We start from the raw sequence: 16,956 nt of genomic DNA, 5'->3' as shown, positions 1-16,956 counted from the left end.
ACCACGCCGCCCGCGCCCCGCTCAGTCCTCGATGCTCAGCAGCACGTGTCCCGACGACACCGTCGCGCCGACGGTCGCGTCGATGCCCGACACGACGCCGTCGCGGTGGGCGGCGACCGGCTGCTCCATCTTCATCGCCTCGAGCACGAGGACGAGGTCGCCCTTGACGACCTTCTGCCCGTTCTCGACGGCGAGCTTGACTACGGTAGCCTGCATCGGCGCCTTGACCGCGTTGCCGGTGGCGACGGCGCCACCGCTGCGGGCGCCGCTGCGACGCCTGCTCGGCGCGACCGGGTCGGCGGAGCGGGTGCCGAGCGACGCGGGGAGCGTCACCTCGATGCGCTTTCCGGCGACCTCCACGACGACCGTCGAGCGCTCGCCGGCGACGGACGGGGCCGAGGCCTCGCCGCTCCAGGCGGGGATCGTGTTGTCGAAGTCGGTCTCGATCCAGCGCGTGTAGATGGAGAACGGCTTGCCGCCCTCGGGGGCGAAGGCGGGGTCGGAGACGATCGCGCGGTGGAAGGGGAGCACGGTCGGCAGGCCGGCCACCTCGAACTCGTCGAGTGCGCGGCGCGAGCGCTCGAGGGCGTCCTCGCGCGAGGCGCCGGTCACGATGAGCTTCGCGAGGAGGGAGTCGAACGCGCCGGAGATCTCGTCGCCCGACTGCACGCCGGTGTCGACGCGGACGCCGGGGCCGCCGGGCGCCTTGAAGACGTGGACGGGGCCGGGTGCCGGGAGGAAGTTCCTGCCCGGGTCTTCGCCGTTGATGCGGAACTCGAACGAGTGGCCGACGGGCTCGGGGTCGTCGTAGTCGAGGACGCCGCCCTCGGCGAGGCGGAACTGCTCGCGGACCAGGTCGATGCCGGTGACCTCTTCGCTGACCGGGTGCTCGACCTGAAGGCGGGTGTTGACCTCGAGGAAGGAGACCGTGCCGTCTCTGCCGATGAGGAACTCGCAGGTGCCGGCGCCGACGTAGCCGACCTCGCGGAGGATCGCCTTCGAAGCGGCGTAGAGGGCGTCGTGCTGGGCGTCGGTGAGGAAGGGCGCGGGCGCCTCTTCGACGAGCTTCTGGTGGCGTCGCTGAAGCGAGCAGTCGCGGGTCGAGACGACGACGACGTTGCCGTGCTGGTCGGCGAGGCACTGGGTCTCGACGTGCCGGGGCTCGTCGAGGTACTTCTCGACGAAGCACTCGCCGCGACCGAAGGCGGCGATGGCCTCGCGGGTCGCGGAGTCGAACATCTCGGGCACCTCTTCGCGGGTGCGGGCGACCTTGAGACCGCGACCGCCGCCGCCGAACGCCGCCTTGATGGCGACCGGGAGGCCGTGCGTGTCGACGAAGTCGAGCACCTCGTCGGCGCCGGAGACCGGGTTCAGGGTGCCGGGAGCGAGCGGCGCTCCGACCCGCTCGGCGATGTGCCGAGCGGACACCTTGTCGCCGAGCTGCTCGATCGCCTCGGGCGAGGGGCCGATCCAGACGAGCCCCGCATCGATGACGGCGCGGGCGAAGTCGGCGTTCTCGGCGAGGAATCCGTAGCCGGGGTGCACGGCGTCGGCGCCCGAGCGGCGGGCCACCGAGAGGATCTTGTCGATCACGAGGTAGGTGTCGGCGCTCGTGGTGCCGTCGAGCGAGTAGGCCTCGTCGGCGAGGCGGGCGTGGAGCGCGTCGCGGTCTTGGTCGGCGTAGACCGCGACGGACGCGATGCTGCTGTCTCGCGCGGCGCGGATGACCCGGACTGCGATCTCTCCACGGTTGGCGATGAGCACCTTTGTAATACGCGGCATGAGAACCAAGCCTAGGGGTACCGAATGCACCCCCTTTGGATGCCCCGCACAAAAACGGGCAATCGGCACAGGAGGTGGTCTACAAGTCCGTCGGCCACAGCTCGTGCCACTCGACGCCGAAGTGCTGCCGGAAGAGACGTCGGAGCACGGGGATCGAGAGGCCCACCACCGCAGACGGCGTGCCCTCGATGTCGGTGATGAAGGCCGAGGCGAGTCCGTCGATGGTGAAGGCGCCGGCGACCTCGAGCGGTTCGCGCGAGGCGACGTAGGCGGCGATCTCGGCGTCGGTCAGGTCGTCGGCGAAGGTGAGCCGGGCCGAGGCCGTGGCTGACGCGCCCTGGTGGGGAACCCCGCCGCGATGGTCCAGAAGGTGGTGGCCCGAGTGCAGCACGCCGTGCCCGACCCGGGCCATCTGCGCCCAGCGCGCGGTGGCGACGGCCGGCTCGTGCGGCTTGCCGAGCACGTCGCCCTCGATCTCGAACGCCGAATCGCCCCCGAGCACGAAGCCGTCGATCGGCTCGCCGTCGACAGTGGCGCCGATCACGGTCTCGGCCTTGGCCCGCGCCAGGAGGGACACGGTCTCGACGGCATCGAGGGGACGGCCGAGCCGGAGCGACTCGACGGCGACCGCCTCGTCCTCGTCGACGCCGGGGGAGATCAGCACCGGCTCGATGCCGGCGGCGCGCAGGAGCGAGAGGCGGGCGGGGGAGGTGCTGGCGAGGTAGAGGCGGACCGTCATGCGACCAGCTTGGCGCATGCGGCGAGGAGCGCGCGTGGACAATAGGAGGTATGGGTGAACTCACTGGCCAGGACGTCGACCTCGACGTCACCTCCATCGCGCACGGCGGGATCTCCGTCGCGCGGCTCGACGGACGGGTCGTCTTCGTGAGCGACGCGATCCCCGGCGAGCGAGTGCGCGCCCGAATCACCGACGACCGCAAGAAGTCGTTCTGGCGAGCCGACGCCGTCGAGGTGCTCGAGGCGTCGCCGCACCGCCAGGAGCACGTCTGGTCGGCGGCCTCCATCGATCGCGATCCGTCGCAGCGAGCCGGCGGCGCCGAGTTCGGCCACATCGCCCTCGATCACCAGCGCGAGCTGAAGCGCCAGGTCCTCGCCGACGCCCTCGAGCGCATGGGCAGGATCACCCCCGAGGTCGTCGTGGAGCCCCTCGCCGGCGACGACGGCGTCTCGGGCACGCGGTGGCGCACCCGCGTGCGCCTGCACGTCGACGAGGCGGGCAGACCCGGCCCGTACGCCGCCCGCTCGCACACGGTCGTCGCCGTCGACGACCTCCCCCTGGCCACCGCGGCGGTCGAGGAGGCCGCGCCTCTCGACCAGCTGTTCGCCGGCGAGGAGCACGTCGACGTGCTCGAGCCAAGCGAGGGCGGCGCCCGCCTCATCATCGGCAAGCAGGCGCGGACCACAGTGGTCGAGCGCGTCGGCGATCGCGAGTTCCGCCTCGACGACGGCGGTTTCTGGCAGGTGCACCACGGAGCGGCGACGACGCTCACCGCAGCCGTCCAGGACCTCATCGACCCGGACCTGTTCGACCCGCGTGCCATGAACCTCGACCTCTACGGGGGAGTGGGCCTGCTGGCCGCCGCGGTCGGCGACCGCTTCGGCCAGGCCGTCCGGATCACCAGCGTCGAGAGTGACCCGCGGGCGACCGACCACGCCTCCGAGAACCTCAAGGAGTGGATCGGCGCCACCGCCGAGACCGGACGCGTCGAGCGCTGGATCCGCGACCTCGCCACGAAGCTCAGCAAGGGCGAGAGCGACCGCCTGGCCAAGGCCACGATCGTGCTCGACCCACCCCGATCGGGGGCTGGGAAAGACGTGGTGGGGCGGATAACGTCGGCAGGGCCCGCGCAGGTGATCTATGTCGCCTGCGATCCGGTCGCGCTCGCTCGGGACGTCGCCCTCTTCGCGGAGGACGGCTACGCAGTCGAGGGCATTCGTGCCTTCGACCTGTTCCCGAACACCCACCATCTTGAAACCGTGGTGCGCCTCGCCCGTCGAGAGTGACCGATCCCGATAGAATTCCGGGTGGACGCCCGGGGAAATCAGGGACCCGACGCGTCCATCGAACGAAGGATGATCGTGCCAGAAACCACGACTGACCCGAGCAACGCTCCCACGCCCCGGAGCGCCGCTCCCGTCCGCGTCGCCATCGTCGACGACCACGAGTCGGTGCGCCTCGGCATTCAGGCGGCGTGCCAGAACGAGGGCTTCACCGTGATCCTCACGGCGGCCGGCGTCCAGGAGTTCGTCGACAACCTCGCCGGGCGCGAGGTCGACGTCGTGGTGCTCGACCTCTCCCTCGGCGACGGCTCGACCGTCACCGAGAACGTCAAGCGCGTGCAGGCGACCGGCTCGGCCGTCCTCGTCCACAGCATCGCCGACCGCGTCGCATCGGTCCGCGAGGCGCTGGCCGCAGGCGCCGCCGGTGTCATCCCGAAGTCGTCCGCGACCAAGACCGTCATGGCCGCCGTCGCGACCGTCGCCCGCGGCGACGTCCTGAACAACCTCGAGTGGGCGAGCGCGATCGACGCCGACCGTGACTTCGCCAAGGCGCAGCTCGGGCGGCGGGAGCGCGAGATCCTGCACCTCTATGCATCGGGTCTGCCGCTCAAGCTGGCCGCCCAGCAGCTCGGCATCGGCTACTCGACCGCGCGCGAGTACCTCGACCGCATCCGCGTGAAGTACGTCGAGGTCGGCCGCCCGGCCCCGACGAAGGTCGACCTCCTGCGCCGGGCCGTCGAAGACGGAATCCTGCCCGGGCTCGATGCGGACGGCGGCGATGGCCGCTGACGGAGCCTCCTCCGTTCCTGCGTTCCGACCGAGGCCCACACGCAACCCGATCAGCGGCCCGCTGCTCGACAAGATCTTCGCGCGCGCTCTAGCCGCACTCGGGATCGTCTTCGGCCTCCAGTCGATCCCCTCCCTGATCGCGCAGCAGGGCAGCATGCAGCCCGCCTGGGGCTGGATCATCTCGATCGCCGTCTTCGGCGGCATCCTCGCCGTGGGCGTGGCGAGCGTCTTCATGCGCGGCATCGAGACCGCGGCCGCGTTCGTCGCGATCTCGTTCCTGGTCGCGCTCGTGACCTGGCCGCTCGCCGTGCGCGACCCGACGACCGTCCTGCCCCAGTCGCCCTGGCTGTACTACCTCATCTCGGTCGCGACCTCGGCCGCCGCCATCGCCTTCTCGCGCTGGATCGCCACCGTCTATCTGATCCTGGCGCCGACGATCTACGGCCTCATCGAGCTCACGCCATCGGGCGGCGGACTCCTGCCGTTCTGGGCCTCGCTCGACACGATCTACTCGGTGATCCTCGGTGGCGCCGTCCTGATCCTGATCATCCTGCTGCGGCAGGCGTCCGCCGCAGTGGACGGAGCCCAGAACATGGCGGTCGCCCGGTACTCGGGAGCCATCCGCGAGCACGCGACCGAGCTCGAGCGCGTGCAGGTCGACGCGATCGTCCACGACAGCGTCCTGACGACCTTCATCTCGGCGGCGCGCGCCTACTCGCCCGACGAGATGGCGCTCGCCACGACGATGGCCCGGAACGCGATGTCGCACCTGACCACCTCGGCCAGCGTCACCCCGTTCGACGAGTCGTCGACGTCGCTGACGTCGATGCAGGAGCGCATCGAGGTCCTGATCGACGGCCTCGGCGCGGAGGTCGAGGTGAGCTCGAAAGGCCTCGACGACCACTCCATCCCGGCCGGGGCCGCTGAGGCGCTCTACTCGGCAGCCGTCCAGGCCGTGGTCAACAGCGTCCAGCACGCCGGCGGCGACGACGTGTCGCGGTGGGTGAGCCTCAAGTGGGCCGGCGGCCGGGTGCGAGTCGAGGTCGGCGACACCGGCTCCGGCTTCAACCCGGCAGCCGTCCCGGGCGAACGGCTCGGAGTCCGCGTCTCGATCACCGAGCGGCTGTCGAACGCCGGCGGCGAGGCCACCATCCACACCAAGACCGGCTCCGGCACGGTCATCGACCTGGTCTGGCCGCGGCAGGCGCCGCGAGCCGAAGAGCCAGACGCCGCCGAATCCATCCCCGAGCGCTCGATCCCCGAGCACGCAACCGTCCAGCAGGAGATCTCGTGAACGTCAAGCTTCCCCGCTGGCTGCCTATCGGCCTCGCCGGCATCTTCTCGCTGTACCACCTGCTGCTGGCCTTCGTGTCGCTCGAGGTGCCGCGCAACCCGGTGCCGGTGCTCATCTGCATGGCGCTCTACGCCGCGGCGACGATCGTCGCGCTCTACCCGAACAAGTCGAAGAGCCTCACCATGCCGGTGTGGATCGCATGCCTGTGCGTCGCCGTCTCGATCATCCTTCCGCTCGCCGTCGCGTCGCAGCTCGACCCGCACCGCCCCGGCGGCAACGGCTACGCCACCTGGTACGTCGCCGCCGTCGGCACCCTCATGGTCATCGTGTCGACCCGTCGCCGTCACGGATTCGCCTGGGCCGGCGTCGGATTCCTCGTCGTGCACTCGGTTGTCTGGAGCGGCACCTTCGCCGACGTCGCCAGCCTCGGCGTGGTCGGCAGCGTGAGCTGGGTCGGCATCTCGCACGCTCTCCAGGTCACCCTGGCCCGCGCCAGCCGGGACACCCGCGAGTTCATCCGGGCCGAGCAGGAGGCCGCCGACTGGCAGGCCGCTCAGGAGGCCCACGTCAACGAGCGCCAGTTCCGGCTGCTCCAGACCGGCCGCACCGCCCGCCCCATGCTGCAGCGCATCGTCGCCGCGGGTGGCGACCTCACCGAGGCTGAACGCCAGGAGTGCCTCAACCTCGAGGGGGCGATCCGCGACGAGATCCGCGGACGCCGGCTGCTCAGCGACGACGTGCGCCACGAGGTCATGGCAGCGCGCCGCCGCGGCACCATCGTCAGCCTGCTCGACGAGGGCGGGATCGACGACCTCGAAGACGGCGAGCTCGCCCGCGTCCACGCCGCCCTCGCCAGCGCGATCCGCGACTCGTCGGCCGACCGCCTCATCATCCGCACGGTGGCTCCCGGCAGCGAGTACGCCGTGACGGTCGTCGGCCTCAGCTCCGAAGACCTCCAGTCGAGCGCGCTCGGTTCGTCGAACGCCGACGGCGAGGACTTCGACGACGACGAAGACGACGACGACGAAGACGAGGTCAGCCTGTGGCTGCAGATCCCGCGCTCGTCCGTGCCCGCTGACGCCGTAGACGCCTGATCGCGCAGGAACTCGGGAGCCCCGCCGACCTCGGCGCCGCCCCCGACAGCGCCGCCGCCGCCCGCCCCGAACCCGCCGCCACTGCCGCCGCCGGGCGGTAAGCCCGCCGGAACGGCACGATCCCGCCGCGGCGACGGCGTGGCTGTGCCGATCCGGCGGGGCTGGGGTGGACCCCGCGAAGCGGCACCCGCCCGAGCGTGCCGCTTAACTGCAGAAGGGCCGGACACCCAGTCCGGCCCTTCGCAAAACCCCCGAGTCAGGGCGACAACCCGAATATCACCCTGACTCGCCCCCGAACAGTCACAGGCTTGCTTACCCTAGTAAGCCCTGGCCGCGTGGCGGCCCCTGTTCGGTGGTGTAACTCTGAGAGAGACACCTAGCACAAGTAATAATGCCGAACTGAGCGTGTTGCCAAAAGTCGTCATTTAGGGGGACACCGGGGGGCAGACAGTCCGGTTCGTTTCGACCCGATGCCCCCCGTTGTGGGGATGTCTGCCGCACGTGATCGAAAAGAATGCGAATTTCGGGGTACGAACTCACCAAGGACGACCGAAACGGGGTACCTGGGCGCTGTGTCGTCGATCAGGCGCTGTGCCCGTCAAACGCTGTGTCGATCAGGCGCTGTGCCGCGTCCACTGCCCGGGCCCCGTGCGCAGCGGCGTGCGGAGCGCGCGCTGCGACTCGGCCCAGCCGGTCTGGCCCTCCGGGACACGACGCGCGGCGCTCTCGGCCTCGGCTTCGGCCGCGAACGCGCTGAGCACGGCCGTGACGGCCGCGAGCTCCTCCGGTGTCGGGTTGCCGGAGACGACGCGGATGGTCGGGTCGTCGGGCGGAGAGGGCTGCTCGCTCACAGCGGGATGTTCCCGTGCTTCTTGGCCGGCTGCGACGCCCGCTTGGTGCGCATGGCACGCAGGGCCTTGATGACGGCGGTGCGGGTCGCGGCCGGCTCGACGATGCCGTCGAGCTCGCCGCGCTCCGCCGCGAGGAACGGCGACGCCACGTTGTAGGTGTAGTCGTTCGCGAGCTTGGTGCGGACGGCAGAGACGTCTTCGCCGGCGTCCGTCGCCCGCTTGATCTCCGACCGGTAGAGGATGTTGACGGCGCCCTGGCCGCCCATCACGGCGATCTCGGCGGTCGGCCACGCGAGGTTGATGTCGGCGCCGAGCTGCTTCGAGCCCATGACGATGTAGGCCCCGCCGTACGCCTTGCGGGTGATGACGGTGACCAGCGGCACGGTGGCCTCGGCATACGCATAGAGGAGCTTGGCGCCGCGGCGGATGATGCCGGTCCACTCCTGGTCGGTGCCCGGCAGGAATCCGGGGGTGTCGACGAGCGTGAGGATGGGGATCGAGAACGCGTCGCAGAAGCGCACGAAGCGCGCGGCCTTCTCTCCGGCGTCGATGTTGAGCGTGCCGGCCATGACGTTCGGCTGGTTGGCGATGATGCCGACCGAGCGGCCCTCGACGCGGCCGAGGCCGATGACGATGTTCGGAGAGAACAGCGGCTGCACCTCGAGGAACTCGCCGTCGTCGACGATGTGCTCGATGACGGTGAGCATGTCGTACGGCTGGTTCGGAGAGTCGGGGATGAGCGTGTTCAGCGTGCGGTCGGCGTCGGTGATCTCCATCTCGGGAGCCACGTCGAACACCGGGGCGTCGGTGAGGTTGTTGTCGGGCAGGTACGACAGCAGGGCCGCGACGTAGTCGAGCGCGTCGTCCTCGTCGGAGGCGAGGTAGTGCGAGACGCCCGAGATCTTGTTGTGGGTCAGGGCGCCGCCGAGCTCCTCGAAGCCGACGTCCTCCCCGGTGACGGTCTTGATGACGTCGGGGCCGGTGACGAACATCTGGCTGGTCTTGTCGACCATGATGACGAAGTCGGTGAGCGCGGGGGAGTAGACCGCACCGCCGGCCGCCGGGCCCATGATGATCGAGATCTGAGGGATCACGCCCGAGGCCGCGGTGTTCAGCTTGAAGATCTCGCCGTACTTGCCGAGCGCGACGACGCCCTCCTGGATGCGCGCGCCGCCCGAGTCGAGCATGCCGATGATCGGCACGCCGGTCTTGATCGCGAGCTCCATGACCTTGATGATCTTCTCGCCGGCGACCTCGCCGAGCGATCCGCCGAACGTGGTGAAGTCCTGCGAGTAGATCGCGACCTGGCGCCCGCCGATGGTGCCGGTGCCGGTGACGACGGAGTCGCCGTAGGGGCGCTTGGCATCCATGCCGAAGGCTGTGGTGCGGTGACGGACGAACTCGTCGAGCTCGACGAACGAGCCGTGGTCGAGCAGGCCCTCGATGCGCTCGCGCGCCGTCTTCTTGCCGCGCTTGTGCTGCTTCTCCTGCGCGATCGCCTCGGGGGCGGTGACGGCGTCGTCGAACCTCTGCTGGAGGTCGGCGACTCTGCCGGCGGTGGAGGAGAGGCGGTCGGTCGTGGGGGTTTCGTCGGTCACGGCGACAACTCTAACCAACCGGCGCCTGACGGCCGGGCAGAGCGGCTAGTGTGCCGGGGTGGCCCCGATCCGACTGCGCAGCGCCGCGATCGAGGTGCTCGGTGTGGTTCTCGCGAGTTCCTGCGCCCTGATCGCCCTCGGGCACGCGGTGTCGGGAGCCAAGCGGGCCCTGCTGCTCTCGGATGGCGACAGCGTGCTGCTGCCTCTGCTGGTGCGGTCGGTCGAGCGCGGCGAGGCGTTCCAGTGGGGCATGTCGCCGGTGCTGTTTGCCTTTCCGGAACTGCCGCTCTACCTCGCGTCGGCGGCCGTCACCCGGGGCGTCGCGGGTGCGCTGCTGCTGAACGGCGTCCTGAACGTGGTGCTGCTCTACGCCCTGCTGCGGTTCGTTGCGGGCCGGGTGACACGGTCGCGGCCTCGCGCCGTGCTCGCGGCCCTCGCCGGAGTCGCCGTCTTCACCGCGGCCTGCCTGCTCGAGTCGCGGCCGGGCGGCAACACGGGCGAGATCGCGTCGCTCTTTCTGACGACCACGTACTACTCGGGTACGCTCCTGGCGCTGGTGGCGGCGATCGGCCTCGTGCTGCAGATCAGCGCGGGGCACGGGCGCAGGAACCGGCCGCCCGCCGCCCTCCTGATCGTCGCCGCGCTCGCCACCTTCTCGAACCCCCTCTTCGTGCTGTGGGGCACCGCGCCGATGGCGCTCGCGCTCGCCGCATTCGCGCTCGTGCGCCACAGCCGCTGGCGTCGCGCGCTGCTGGCGGCCGGCATCCTGATCGCCGGGAGCGGCCTCGGCTACGCCGGCAGGACTCCGCTCTCGAGGTTCCTGATCGCGCAGAAGGAGGAGTACTTTCGCTGGGACGGCCAGGCGGCGAGCCTCGCCTTCGCGCGGCAGACCCTCCTGACTCAGGCGCAGACGCTCGGCGGGTTCGTCGAGCTGGTGCTCGCGGCCGTCCTGATCGCCGGGACTGTCGTCGCGACCGTGGTCGCCCTCGCGCGCCGCGAGCGGTCGGCACGGACGCTGGCTCTGCTGATCGGGTCGGCGACCGTCGTGGCGGTGCCGGTGGGGCTGCTCATGATCGGCAGCATCTCGACCCGGTATGCGGAGCCGCTGGTGGTCGTGCCGCTGGTCGCGATGGTCGTCGTAGTCGCCGCTGCGCCGCGCCCTGCCTCCCTCCGCCCGCCCTCCCTCCGCCCCGCCTCCCTCCGCCCCGCCTCCCGAATGTCAAGGAGAGTTTTGCAGCGACGGGCCGGGATGCCCGTGGCTGCGCGCCGCCGGCCTGGTTTGTCCTTGAATTTCGGGGCCATCGGGGCGGGGGTGCTGGCGGCGGCCCTCGTCGCGACGGGAGCGGGCGCAGGAACTGCCGTGGCCCGCGCCGCCGCCGACCCGGCCGTGCCGGGGGCCTCGTGCCTCACGCAGTGGGCGACGGCCTCGGGGGCCGCGCGCGACGGAATCTCCGGTGCCGGCCAGTTCTGGACGGTCCGCGGGCTGCAGGCCTACGCGGGCGACGGGGTCGAGCTGGTGCAGGTCAACTCCGACCTGTCGGTGTACCCGTGGCTGGCCAACCTGGCTCCCGCCGAGAGCGCCCGGGTAGGTTACGTGGTCGTGGCCGAGCAACCCGACGACAACGGCCACCTGGACTACTGGGGAGACACCGTGACCGATCTCGGCACGCCGAAGGAGATCGTCCGCTGCGGGCGGTTCGCGATCTACGACTACCGCGGCACCGCCGCCGAGCAGCGGCTGACCGGGGCGGTCACGCGCAGCGCGCGGGTGCAGGCCGCCCTGCGCGGGCTCGGGGCGACGTCGTGAGCGGGATCCTGCCGATCACCCGAGGCGTCGCCTCCGTCGTCGACCTGCGCGCGACGACGGGCTCGACCAACGCCGACCTCGTCGAGGCCGCGCCCGGGCTCCCCGACTTCGCCGTCATCGCATCGTTCGCCCAGACGTCGGGCCGAGGCCGCCTCGACCGCTCGTGGCAGGCGCCCGCCGGCCAGAGCCTCGCCGCCAGCGTCCTGCTGCGGCCGCGGACGCCGTCGGGCGACGTGCTCCCCGTCGACGCGTGGGGCTGGTTCTCGCTGCTCGCCGGCGCCGCGCTCCGGACGGCCGTGGCCGACCTCCTGCCGGAGCGGTCGGTGACGCTGAAGTGGCCGAACGACGTGCAGGTGTCGGGGCGGAAGGTGTCGGGCCTGCTGGCGGACCTCGTCTGGGAGTCCGGAGTTCCTGCGGCAGTCGTCATGGGGTCGGGCATCAACCTGACGATCCCTCCCGACGCTTTGCCCACGCCGACCTCGACGTCGCTCGCGATCGAGGGCGCCGCCGGAAGCGCCGAGGAGATCGCCGACGCCGTCTTCGCCGCCTACCTGATCGAGCTGCGCCGGCTCGTCGACCTGCTCGCCGGAGGCGGCGACGTGCGCTCCGTCGTCGAGGCCCAGTGCGACACCGTCGGGCGGCGGGTGCGGGTCGAGCTGCCCGGCGGCGAGATGATGCACGGCACCGCGACCGGTCTCGACGAGACGGGGCGGATCGTCGTCCGCAAGGATGATTCCGGCGCCGAGGTGGCCGTGGCCGCCGGGGACGTCACGCACCTGAGGTATGAATGACCCATGTCGTCCGCTGAGCCGAACCCGTTCGCGGCGTTCGGCGCGCCCGCGGAGTCGGGCGAGCAGCCGCAGGGCGCCGGCGAGCCGGCCCGCGAGGAGGTCATCGCACGCCTGCGGCCGCACTCGCGCGTGCTGTTCTGGCCGTCCGTCCTGCTGATCGCGATCTGCGCCGCGACGGGCTTCTTCGGGGGCACCCTGCCCGAGCCGTGGATGAACAGCGCCCTGCCGATCGCCGCGCTGGTGCTGATCGCGCTGGTCTGGCTGCTGCCGCTGCTCGCGTGGCTCGGCCGGCACTACACGATCACGACGCGGCGGATCGTGATCCGGCGCGGCCTGTTCGTGCGCACCCGGCAGGAGCTCATGCACACGCGCGGCTACGACCTCACCGTCCGCAAGAACGCGGTGCAGAGCCTGTTCGGCTCGGGCGACGTGCTCATCAACACCGGGCTCGACCGGCCCGTCGTGCTGTGGGACGTCCCCACCGCCGACCTGGTGCAGTCGACCCTGCACGACCTGATGGAGCAGAACCTCAGCGCCGTCGCGCGCATGCGCCAGCAGGAGCAGTCCGCGCCGCAGGGCGGTCCGCCTGTCTGGCAGTAGCAGAGGTCGGGCCGAGCGGGCGTCGGCCTAGCGAGTCGCAGGAGCCCTGACGCGATTGTCAGAGGACGTCCAGTACTGTCGTAGCGTGCGTATTTCAGTCATCGGATGTGGTTATCTCGGAGCCGTCCACGCTGCCTGCATGGCAGAGCTGGGCCACGACGTCGTCGGCATCGACGTCGACGAAGCCAAGATCGCCGAGCTCCAGGCCGGCCGGGCCCCGTTCTTCGAGCCGGGTCTGCCCGAGGTGCTCGAGCGCGCCATCGCCACGGGGCGCCTGCGCTTCACCACCGACATGGCGGCCGCCGACGACGCGACGGTGCACTTCGTCGCCGTCGGCACGCCGCAGACCAAGGGCAGCTTCAACGCCGACCTGACGTACGTGAACGCGGCCGTCGACGGCCTCCTGCCGCACCTGGGCGAGGGCGACCTCGTCGTCGGCAAGTCCACCGTGCCGGTCGGCACGGCGGCGCGGCTCGCGGCAGTGGTCGAGGGGTCGGGGGCGGGGGCGTCGCTCGCCTGGAACCCCGAGTTCCTGCGCGAGGGCTTCGCGGTGCAAGACACCGTGGCGCCCGACCGCTTCGTCTACGGCGTGCCCTCGGGCGACGCCGGCGAGAAGGCGACCGAGGTGCTCGACGAGGTCTACGCGACGGCGCTCGCGACCGGCACCCCGCGCATCGTCACCGACTACGCCACCGCCGAGCTCGTCAAGGTGTCGGCCAACGCGTTCCTGGCGACCAAGATCTCGTTCATCAACGCCATGGCCGAGGTCGCCGAGGCCACCGGCGCCGACGTCACCCAGCTCGCCGACGCGATCGGCCACGACGCGCGCATCGGCCGCAAGTTCCTCAACGCCGGCCTCGGCTTCGGCGGCGGCTGCCTGCCCAAAGACATCCGCGCCTTCCGCGCCCGCGGCGACGAGCTCGGCCTGACCGACACGCTGTCGTTCCTCGGCCAGGTCGACGCCATCAACCTCCGCCGCCGGGAGCGCGTCGTCACTCTGACGCGCGAACTCGTCGGCGACCTCCAGGGCGTCAAGATCGGCGTGCTGGGCCTGGCCTTCAAGCCGAACTCCGACGACGTGCGCGACTCTCCGGCTCTCGACGTCGTCGAGAAGCTCGTCGCAGCGGGCGCCGACGTGCGCTCGTACGACCCCGAGGCCAAGCACACCGCCCTCCGCAGCCACCCCGACCTCACCGTCGTCGACTCGGTCGACGAGGCCATCGAGGGCGCCGAGGCCGTGCTGGTGCTCACCGAGTGGCAGCAGTTCCGCGACCTCGACCCCGCTGCCGTGGCGTCGGTCGTCGCGGGCAAGCGCGTCGTCGACGGCAGGAACTGCCTGGACGCCGTCGCCTGGCGCGCCGCCGGCTTCGAGGTCCGCGGGCTGGGACGCCCGTAGCCGTGGCTGCCTCCTTGCGCGTCGGCGTCATCGGCGGCGGCCAGCTCGCCCGGATGATGGTGCCCCCGGCCGTCCACCTGGGCCTCGACATCCGCGTCCTCGCCGAGACGGAGGGCTCGTCGGCCCGCCTTGCGGCGACCGCCGTCGGCGACTACCACGACGCCGAGACGGTGCTCGCGTTCGCGCGCGACGTCGACGTCATCACCTTCGACCACGAGCACGTGCCGCAGGACGTGCTCGCGGCCCTCGTCGAGGCCGGCGTCGCCGTCCACCCGAAGCCCGAAGCCCTGTTCGTCGCGCAAGACAAGCTGGTCATGCGCGAGCGCCTGGCCGGCCTCGGCCTGCCGGTGCCCGACTGGGCGCGGCTCGAGACGCCCGACGATCTCAGCGCCTTCCTCGCCGAGCACGGCGGCCGCGCCGTCGTGAAGACCGCGCGCGGCGGCTACGACGGCAAGGGCGTCCGCGTCGTGTCGTCGCCCGACGACGTCGCCGACTGGTTCGCCGCTCTCGCCGACCCGTCGACCGGCGGCGCGCTGCTCGCCGAAGAGCTCGTCGAGTTCCGGCGCGAGCTCGCCCAGTCGGTGGCACGGCGCCCCAGCGGACAGATCGTCGCGTGGCCCGTCGTCGAGTCGATCCAGCGCGACGGCGTCTGCGCCGAGGTCATCGCGCCGGCCCCGCGCTCGGCCGGCCGCGTCGCCGAGACGGCCGCCGAGATCGCGACGACCGTCGCCGCCCAGCTCGACGTCACCGGCGTCCTCGCCGTCGAGCTCTTCGAGACCACCGACGACCGCCTGCTCATCAACGAGCTCGCGATGCGCCCGCACAACACCGGTCACTGGTCGATCGACGGCTCGATCACCAGCCAGTTCGAGCAGCACCTGCGCGCCGTGCTCGACCTGCCGCTCGGCGACACGACGCCGCACGCCGCGTGGTCGGTCATGGTCAACGTCCTCGGCGGCCCTGCCACGGGCAGCATGGCCGACCGCCTGCCGGCGCTCATGGCCGACGAGCCCGGCGCCAAGGTGCACGACTACGGCAAGGAGCCGCGGCCGGGCCGCAAGGTGGGTCACGTGACGGCGACCGGTGCGGCGCTCGACGACGTGGTGGTCGCGGCGCGGGTCGCCGCGGCGCACTTCGAGGGCTAGGCGGCGTCGGGAGTTCCTGCGCCCGCGCTCTGTCTCGTCGAGCGAGTTCGAGGAGGGCCGGCTCGCTAGGCTGGAGGAGTGCCTGAGATGAACGCAGAAGCCCCCGTCGTCGCCCTCGTCATGGGGAGCGACTCCGACTGGGCGACCATGAAGTCCGCCGCCGACATCCTCACGGAGTTCGGCATCGCGTTCGAGGTCGAGGTCGTGTCGGCGCACCGCACCCCCGACAAGATGGTGTCGTTCGGGCGCGAGGCGGCCGGCCGCGGTATCCGTGTCATCATCGCCGGCGCCGGCGGTGCCGCTCACCTGCCGGGCATGCTGGCGTCGCTCACGACCCTTCCGGTGATCGGGGTGCCGGTCGCGCTGGCGAAGCTCGACGGGCTCGACTCGCTGCTCTCGATCGTGCAGATGCCGGCCGGGATCCCCGTCGCGACGGTGTCGATTGGCGGGGCGGCCAACGCGGGCATCCTGGCGGCGCGGATCCTCGGGGCGTTCGACCCCGCGATCTCGGCGCGGCTCGCCGACTACGCGACCGGGCTCGCGGAGCTCGTCGAGGAGAAGAACGCGCGGTTGAAGGCGTCGCTCTAGGCTGCGAAGCCCCGCGCCGCCCCTAGAGGTCGGCGTGCAGCTGCCACACCTTCTCGGCCGAGTCGCGCCAGCTGAAGGCGCGCGCCCGGTCGAGCCCTGCGACCCCGAGACGGGCGGCGAGGTCGGTGTCGTTGACGACCTGGAAGAGCGCCTGCGCGAGCCGCTCGGGGTACCCCGCCGCGTCGTCGCGAGGCACGATGACCCCGGCGCCCGCGGCGACCTCGACGAGCGCGGGCGCATCGGAGTGGACGACCGGCGTGCCGAAGCTGAACGCCTCGACGAGCGGGAGGCCGAAGCCCTCGGCGAGCGAGGGGAACACGAAGACGGAGGCGCGCTCCAGCAGCACGGCGAGCGACGCGTCGGGCACGCGGCCGAGAACGCGCACGCGGTCGGGTGCGAGGCCGAGTCGGGCCACGACGGAGTCGACGCTCACGTCGCCCCAGCCGGGAGGGCCGACGATGAGCAGCGGCACGTCGGGGGCGTCCGGGTGGGCGAGCGCCTCGAGGAGCGGCTCGATGCCCTTGCGCGGCTCGAGGGTTCCGACGCTCAGGATGTACCGCTCAGGCAGGTCGAGCTCGTCGGCGATCGCATCGGCGTCGGGCGGGGCGGCCAGGTCGGTCGACACGGCGCCGCCGATGACGCGCAGCCGGTCGCCGAAGGGGAAGAGCTCGGACAGCTCGCCGGCGACCGCGTGGGTCGGCACGACGACCGCGTCGGCGAACCGGTACGCGCGCTTCGCCATGGCCTTGTGCCAGCGGACGCCCTGCGCGGTGAGGGTGTCGGGGTTGGTCCACGGCACGGTGTCGTGGATCGTCACGGCCGTCTGGGTGGCCGGCGCCAGCTCGCGATCGTGCTTGTAGAGCGGCGTCATCAGGCTCGTGCCGTGCACCATGCCACGGCCGGGGAGGCCGATCACGCCGGTCTGCCAGGCGATCGACAGCTCGCGGCGGCCGAGCACGGAGCGGTACATGCCGGCGAGCCCGGGGAGCTTGTCGTCGAGCCGGTCGTAGGCCTCCTGCGGGTGCGCAGCGACGATCCCCTCGACGTCGCAGCCGCGCGGGGCGGTCGCGATGAGCTCGCGGGTCAGCTCTTCGGTGTAGCGGCCGATGCCGCCGGGCACCGGTGCCAGGATCTGGTCGACCACGACGCGGAGGGTCAGCATGGCGAACTCCTCAGGACGCTCGACGGGATGGGCGAAT

Annotated in this window: 15 protein-coding genes; 10 read left to right on the top strand and 5 right to left on the bottom strand. The window is 71.6% G+C overall.

Annotated elements, in window-relative coordinates:
* Nucleotides 1-21 precede the first annotated feature (21 nt).
* Together AC3CBB_RS09430 and AC3CBB_RS09425 are read right to left on the bottom strand one after the other, a co-directional pair.
* A complete protein-coding gene (locus AC3CBB_RS09430) occupies nt 22-1,782 on the bottom strand; it encodes an acetyl/propionyl/methylcrotonyl-CoA carboxylase subunit alpha (protein WP_488624382.1) in 1,761 nt (586 codons plus the stop codon).
* Nucleotides 1,783-1,861: 79 nt separating this feature from the next.
* Nucleotides 1,862-2,521 (bottom strand): Maf family protein, encoded by a 660-nt coding sequence (locus tag AC3CBB_RS09425; protein WP_488624381.1) that lies wholly within the window; start codon nt 2,519-2,521, stop codon nt 1,862-1,864.
* A gap of 50 nt (nt 2,522-2,571) precedes the next feature.
* Between AC3CBB_RS09425 and AC3CBB_RS09420 the strand changes: the two genes are divergently transcribed.
* The 4 genes from AC3CBB_RS09420 (at nt 2,572) to AC3CBB_RS09405 (ending at nt 6,981) form a co-directional block, all read left to right on the top strand.
* Nucleotides 2,572-3,807, top strand: a complete 1,236-nt coding sequence (locus AC3CBB_RS09420; protein ID WP_488624380.1) for a class I SAM-dependent RNA methyltransferase — start codon at nt 2,572-2,574, stop codon at nt 3,805-3,807.
* A 75-nt stretch (nt 3,808-3,882) separates the two neighbouring features.
* Entirely contained in the window at nt 3,883-4,593 is a 711-nt protein-coding gene (locus tag AC3CBB_RS09415; protein ID WP_123507550.1) for a response regulator transcription factor, read from the top strand.
* Complete coding sequence (locus AC3CBB_RS09410; protein ID WP_488624379.1) at nt 4,583-5,887, top strand: sensor histidine kinase; 1,305 nt, start codon at nt 4,583-4,585, stop codon at nt 5,885-5,887. Before AC3CBB_RS09415 ends, AC3CBB_RS09410 begins: the two co-directional genes overlap by 11 nt.
* Nucleotides 5,884-6,981 (top strand): hypothetical protein, encoded by a 1,098-nt coding sequence (locus tag AC3CBB_RS09405; RefSeq protein ID WP_488624378.1) that lies wholly within the window; start codon nt 5,884-5,886, stop codon nt 6,979-6,981. The genes AC3CBB_RS09410 and AC3CBB_RS09405 overlap by 4 nt, the downstream gene beginning before the upstream one ends.
* Nucleotides 6,982-7,595: 614 nt before the next feature.
* On the opposite strand, the gene AC3CBB_RS09400 is transcribed toward AC3CBB_RS09405, so the two are convergent.
* Nucleotides 7,596-7,832, bottom strand: a complete 237-nt coding sequence (locus AC3CBB_RS09400) for an acyl-CoA carboxylase subunit epsilon (RefSeq protein ID WP_488624377.1) — start codon at nt 7,830-7,832, stop codon at nt 7,596-7,598.
* Entirely contained in the window at nt 7,829-9,430 is a 1,602-nt protein-coding gene (locus tag AC3CBB_RS09395; RefSeq protein WP_488624376.1) for an acyl-CoA carboxylase subunit beta, read from the bottom strand. The genes AC3CBB_RS09400 and AC3CBB_RS09395 overlap by 4 nt, the downstream gene beginning before the upstream one ends.
* 58 nt (nt 9,431-9,488) lie before the next feature.
* Here AC3CBB_RS09395 and AC3CBB_RS09390 point away from each other — a divergent pair, with 58 nt between their 5' ends.
* The 6 genes from AC3CBB_RS09390 (at nt 9,489) to purE (ending at nt 15,757) form a co-directional block, all read left to right on the top strand.
* Nucleotides 9,489-11,237 (top strand): hypothetical protein, encoded by a 1,749-nt coding sequence (locus AC3CBB_RS09390; protein ID WP_488624375.1) that lies wholly within the window; start codon nt 9,489-9,491, stop codon nt 11,235-11,237.
* Nucleotides 11,234-12,028 (top strand): biotin--[acetyl-CoA-carboxylase] ligase, encoded by a 795-nt coding sequence (locus AC3CBB_RS09385; protein WP_488624374.1) that lies wholly within the window; start codon nt 11,234-11,236, stop codon nt 12,026-12,028. Before AC3CBB_RS09390 ends, AC3CBB_RS09385 begins: the two co-directional genes overlap by 4 nt.
* Nucleotides 12,029-12,031: 3 nt before the next feature.
* A complete protein-coding gene (locus AC3CBB_RS09380; protein WP_488624373.1) occupies nt 12,032-12,628 on the top strand; it encodes a PH domain-containing protein in 597 nt (198 codons plus the stop codon).
* An 85-nt stretch (nt 12,629-12,713) separates the two neighbouring features.
* The gene (locus AC3CBB_RS09375; protein ID WP_123507284.1) at nt 12,714-14,024 is read left to right on the top strand and encodes a UDP-glucose dehydrogenase family protein; all 1,311 of its coding nucleotides are present in this window, start codon (nt 12,714-12,716) and stop codon (nt 14,022-14,024) included.
* A gap of 2 nt (nt 14,025-14,026) precedes the next feature.
* Nucleotides 14,027-15,169: a 5-(carboxyamino)imidazole ribonucleotide synthase gene (locus tag AC3CBB_RS09370; RefSeq protein WP_488624372.1), complete on the top strand. Its 1,143-nt coding sequence runs from the start codon at nt 14,027-14,029 to the stop codon at nt 15,167-15,169.
* An 87-nt stretch (nt 15,170-15,256) separates the two neighbouring features.
* Nucleotides 15,257-15,757 (top strand): 5-(carboxyamino)imidazole ribonucleotide mutase, encoded by a 501-nt coding sequence (gene purE / locus AC3CBB_RS09365; RefSeq protein ID WP_123507283.1) that lies wholly within the window; start codon nt 15,257-15,259, stop codon nt 15,755-15,757.
* A gap of 22 nt (nt 15,758-15,779) precedes the next feature.
* On the opposite strand, the gene AC3CBB_RS09360 is transcribed toward purE, so the two are convergent.
* On the bottom strand, nt 15,780-16,919 hold the full coding sequence (locus AC3CBB_RS09360; RefSeq protein WP_488624371.1) for a glycosyltransferase family 4 protein: 1,140 nt from the start codon (nt 16,917-16,919) through the stop codon (nt 15,780-15,782).
* Between the last annotated feature and the right edge of the window lie 37 nt (nt 16,920-16,956).

The sequence above is a fragment of the Frondihabitans sp. OV104 genome (genome assembly GCF_057787745.1).
Note: the sequence above shows the minus strand (reverse complement) of the source record. Positions and strands in the feature narration are given on the sequence as shown.

Excerpts from the sequence above, each read along its gene's own strand:
- AC3CBB_RS09430 (WP_488624382.1), bottom strand. The coding sequence starts at position 1,782 with ATGCCGCGTATTACAAAGGTGCTCATCGCCAACCGTGGAGAGATCGCA.
- AC3CBB_RS09425 (WP_488624381.1), bottom strand. The coding sequence starts at position 2,521 with ATGACGGTCCGCCTCTACCTCGCCAGCACCTCCCCCGCCCGCCTCTCG.
- AC3CBB_RS09420 (WP_488624380.1), top strand. The coding sequence starts at position 2,572 with ATGGGTGAACTCACTGGCCAGGACGTCGACCTCGACGTCACCTCCATC.
- AC3CBB_RS09410 (WP_488624379.1), top strand. The coding sequence starts at position 4,583 with ATGGCCGCTGACGGAGCCTCCTCCGTTCCTGCGTTCCGACCGAGGCCC.
- AC3CBB_RS09380 (WP_488624373.1), top strand. The coding sequence starts at position 12,032 with ATGTCGTCCGCTGAGCCGAACCCGTTCGCGGCGTTCGGCGCGCCCGCG.
- purE (WP_123507283.1), top strand. The coding sequence starts at position 15,257 with ATGAACGCAGAAGCCCCCGTCGTCGCCCTCGTCATGGGGAGCGACTCC.
- AC3CBB_RS09360 (WP_488624371.1), bottom strand. The coding sequence starts at position 16,919 with ATGCTGACCCTCCGCGTCGTGGTCGACCAGATCCTGGCACCGGTGCCC.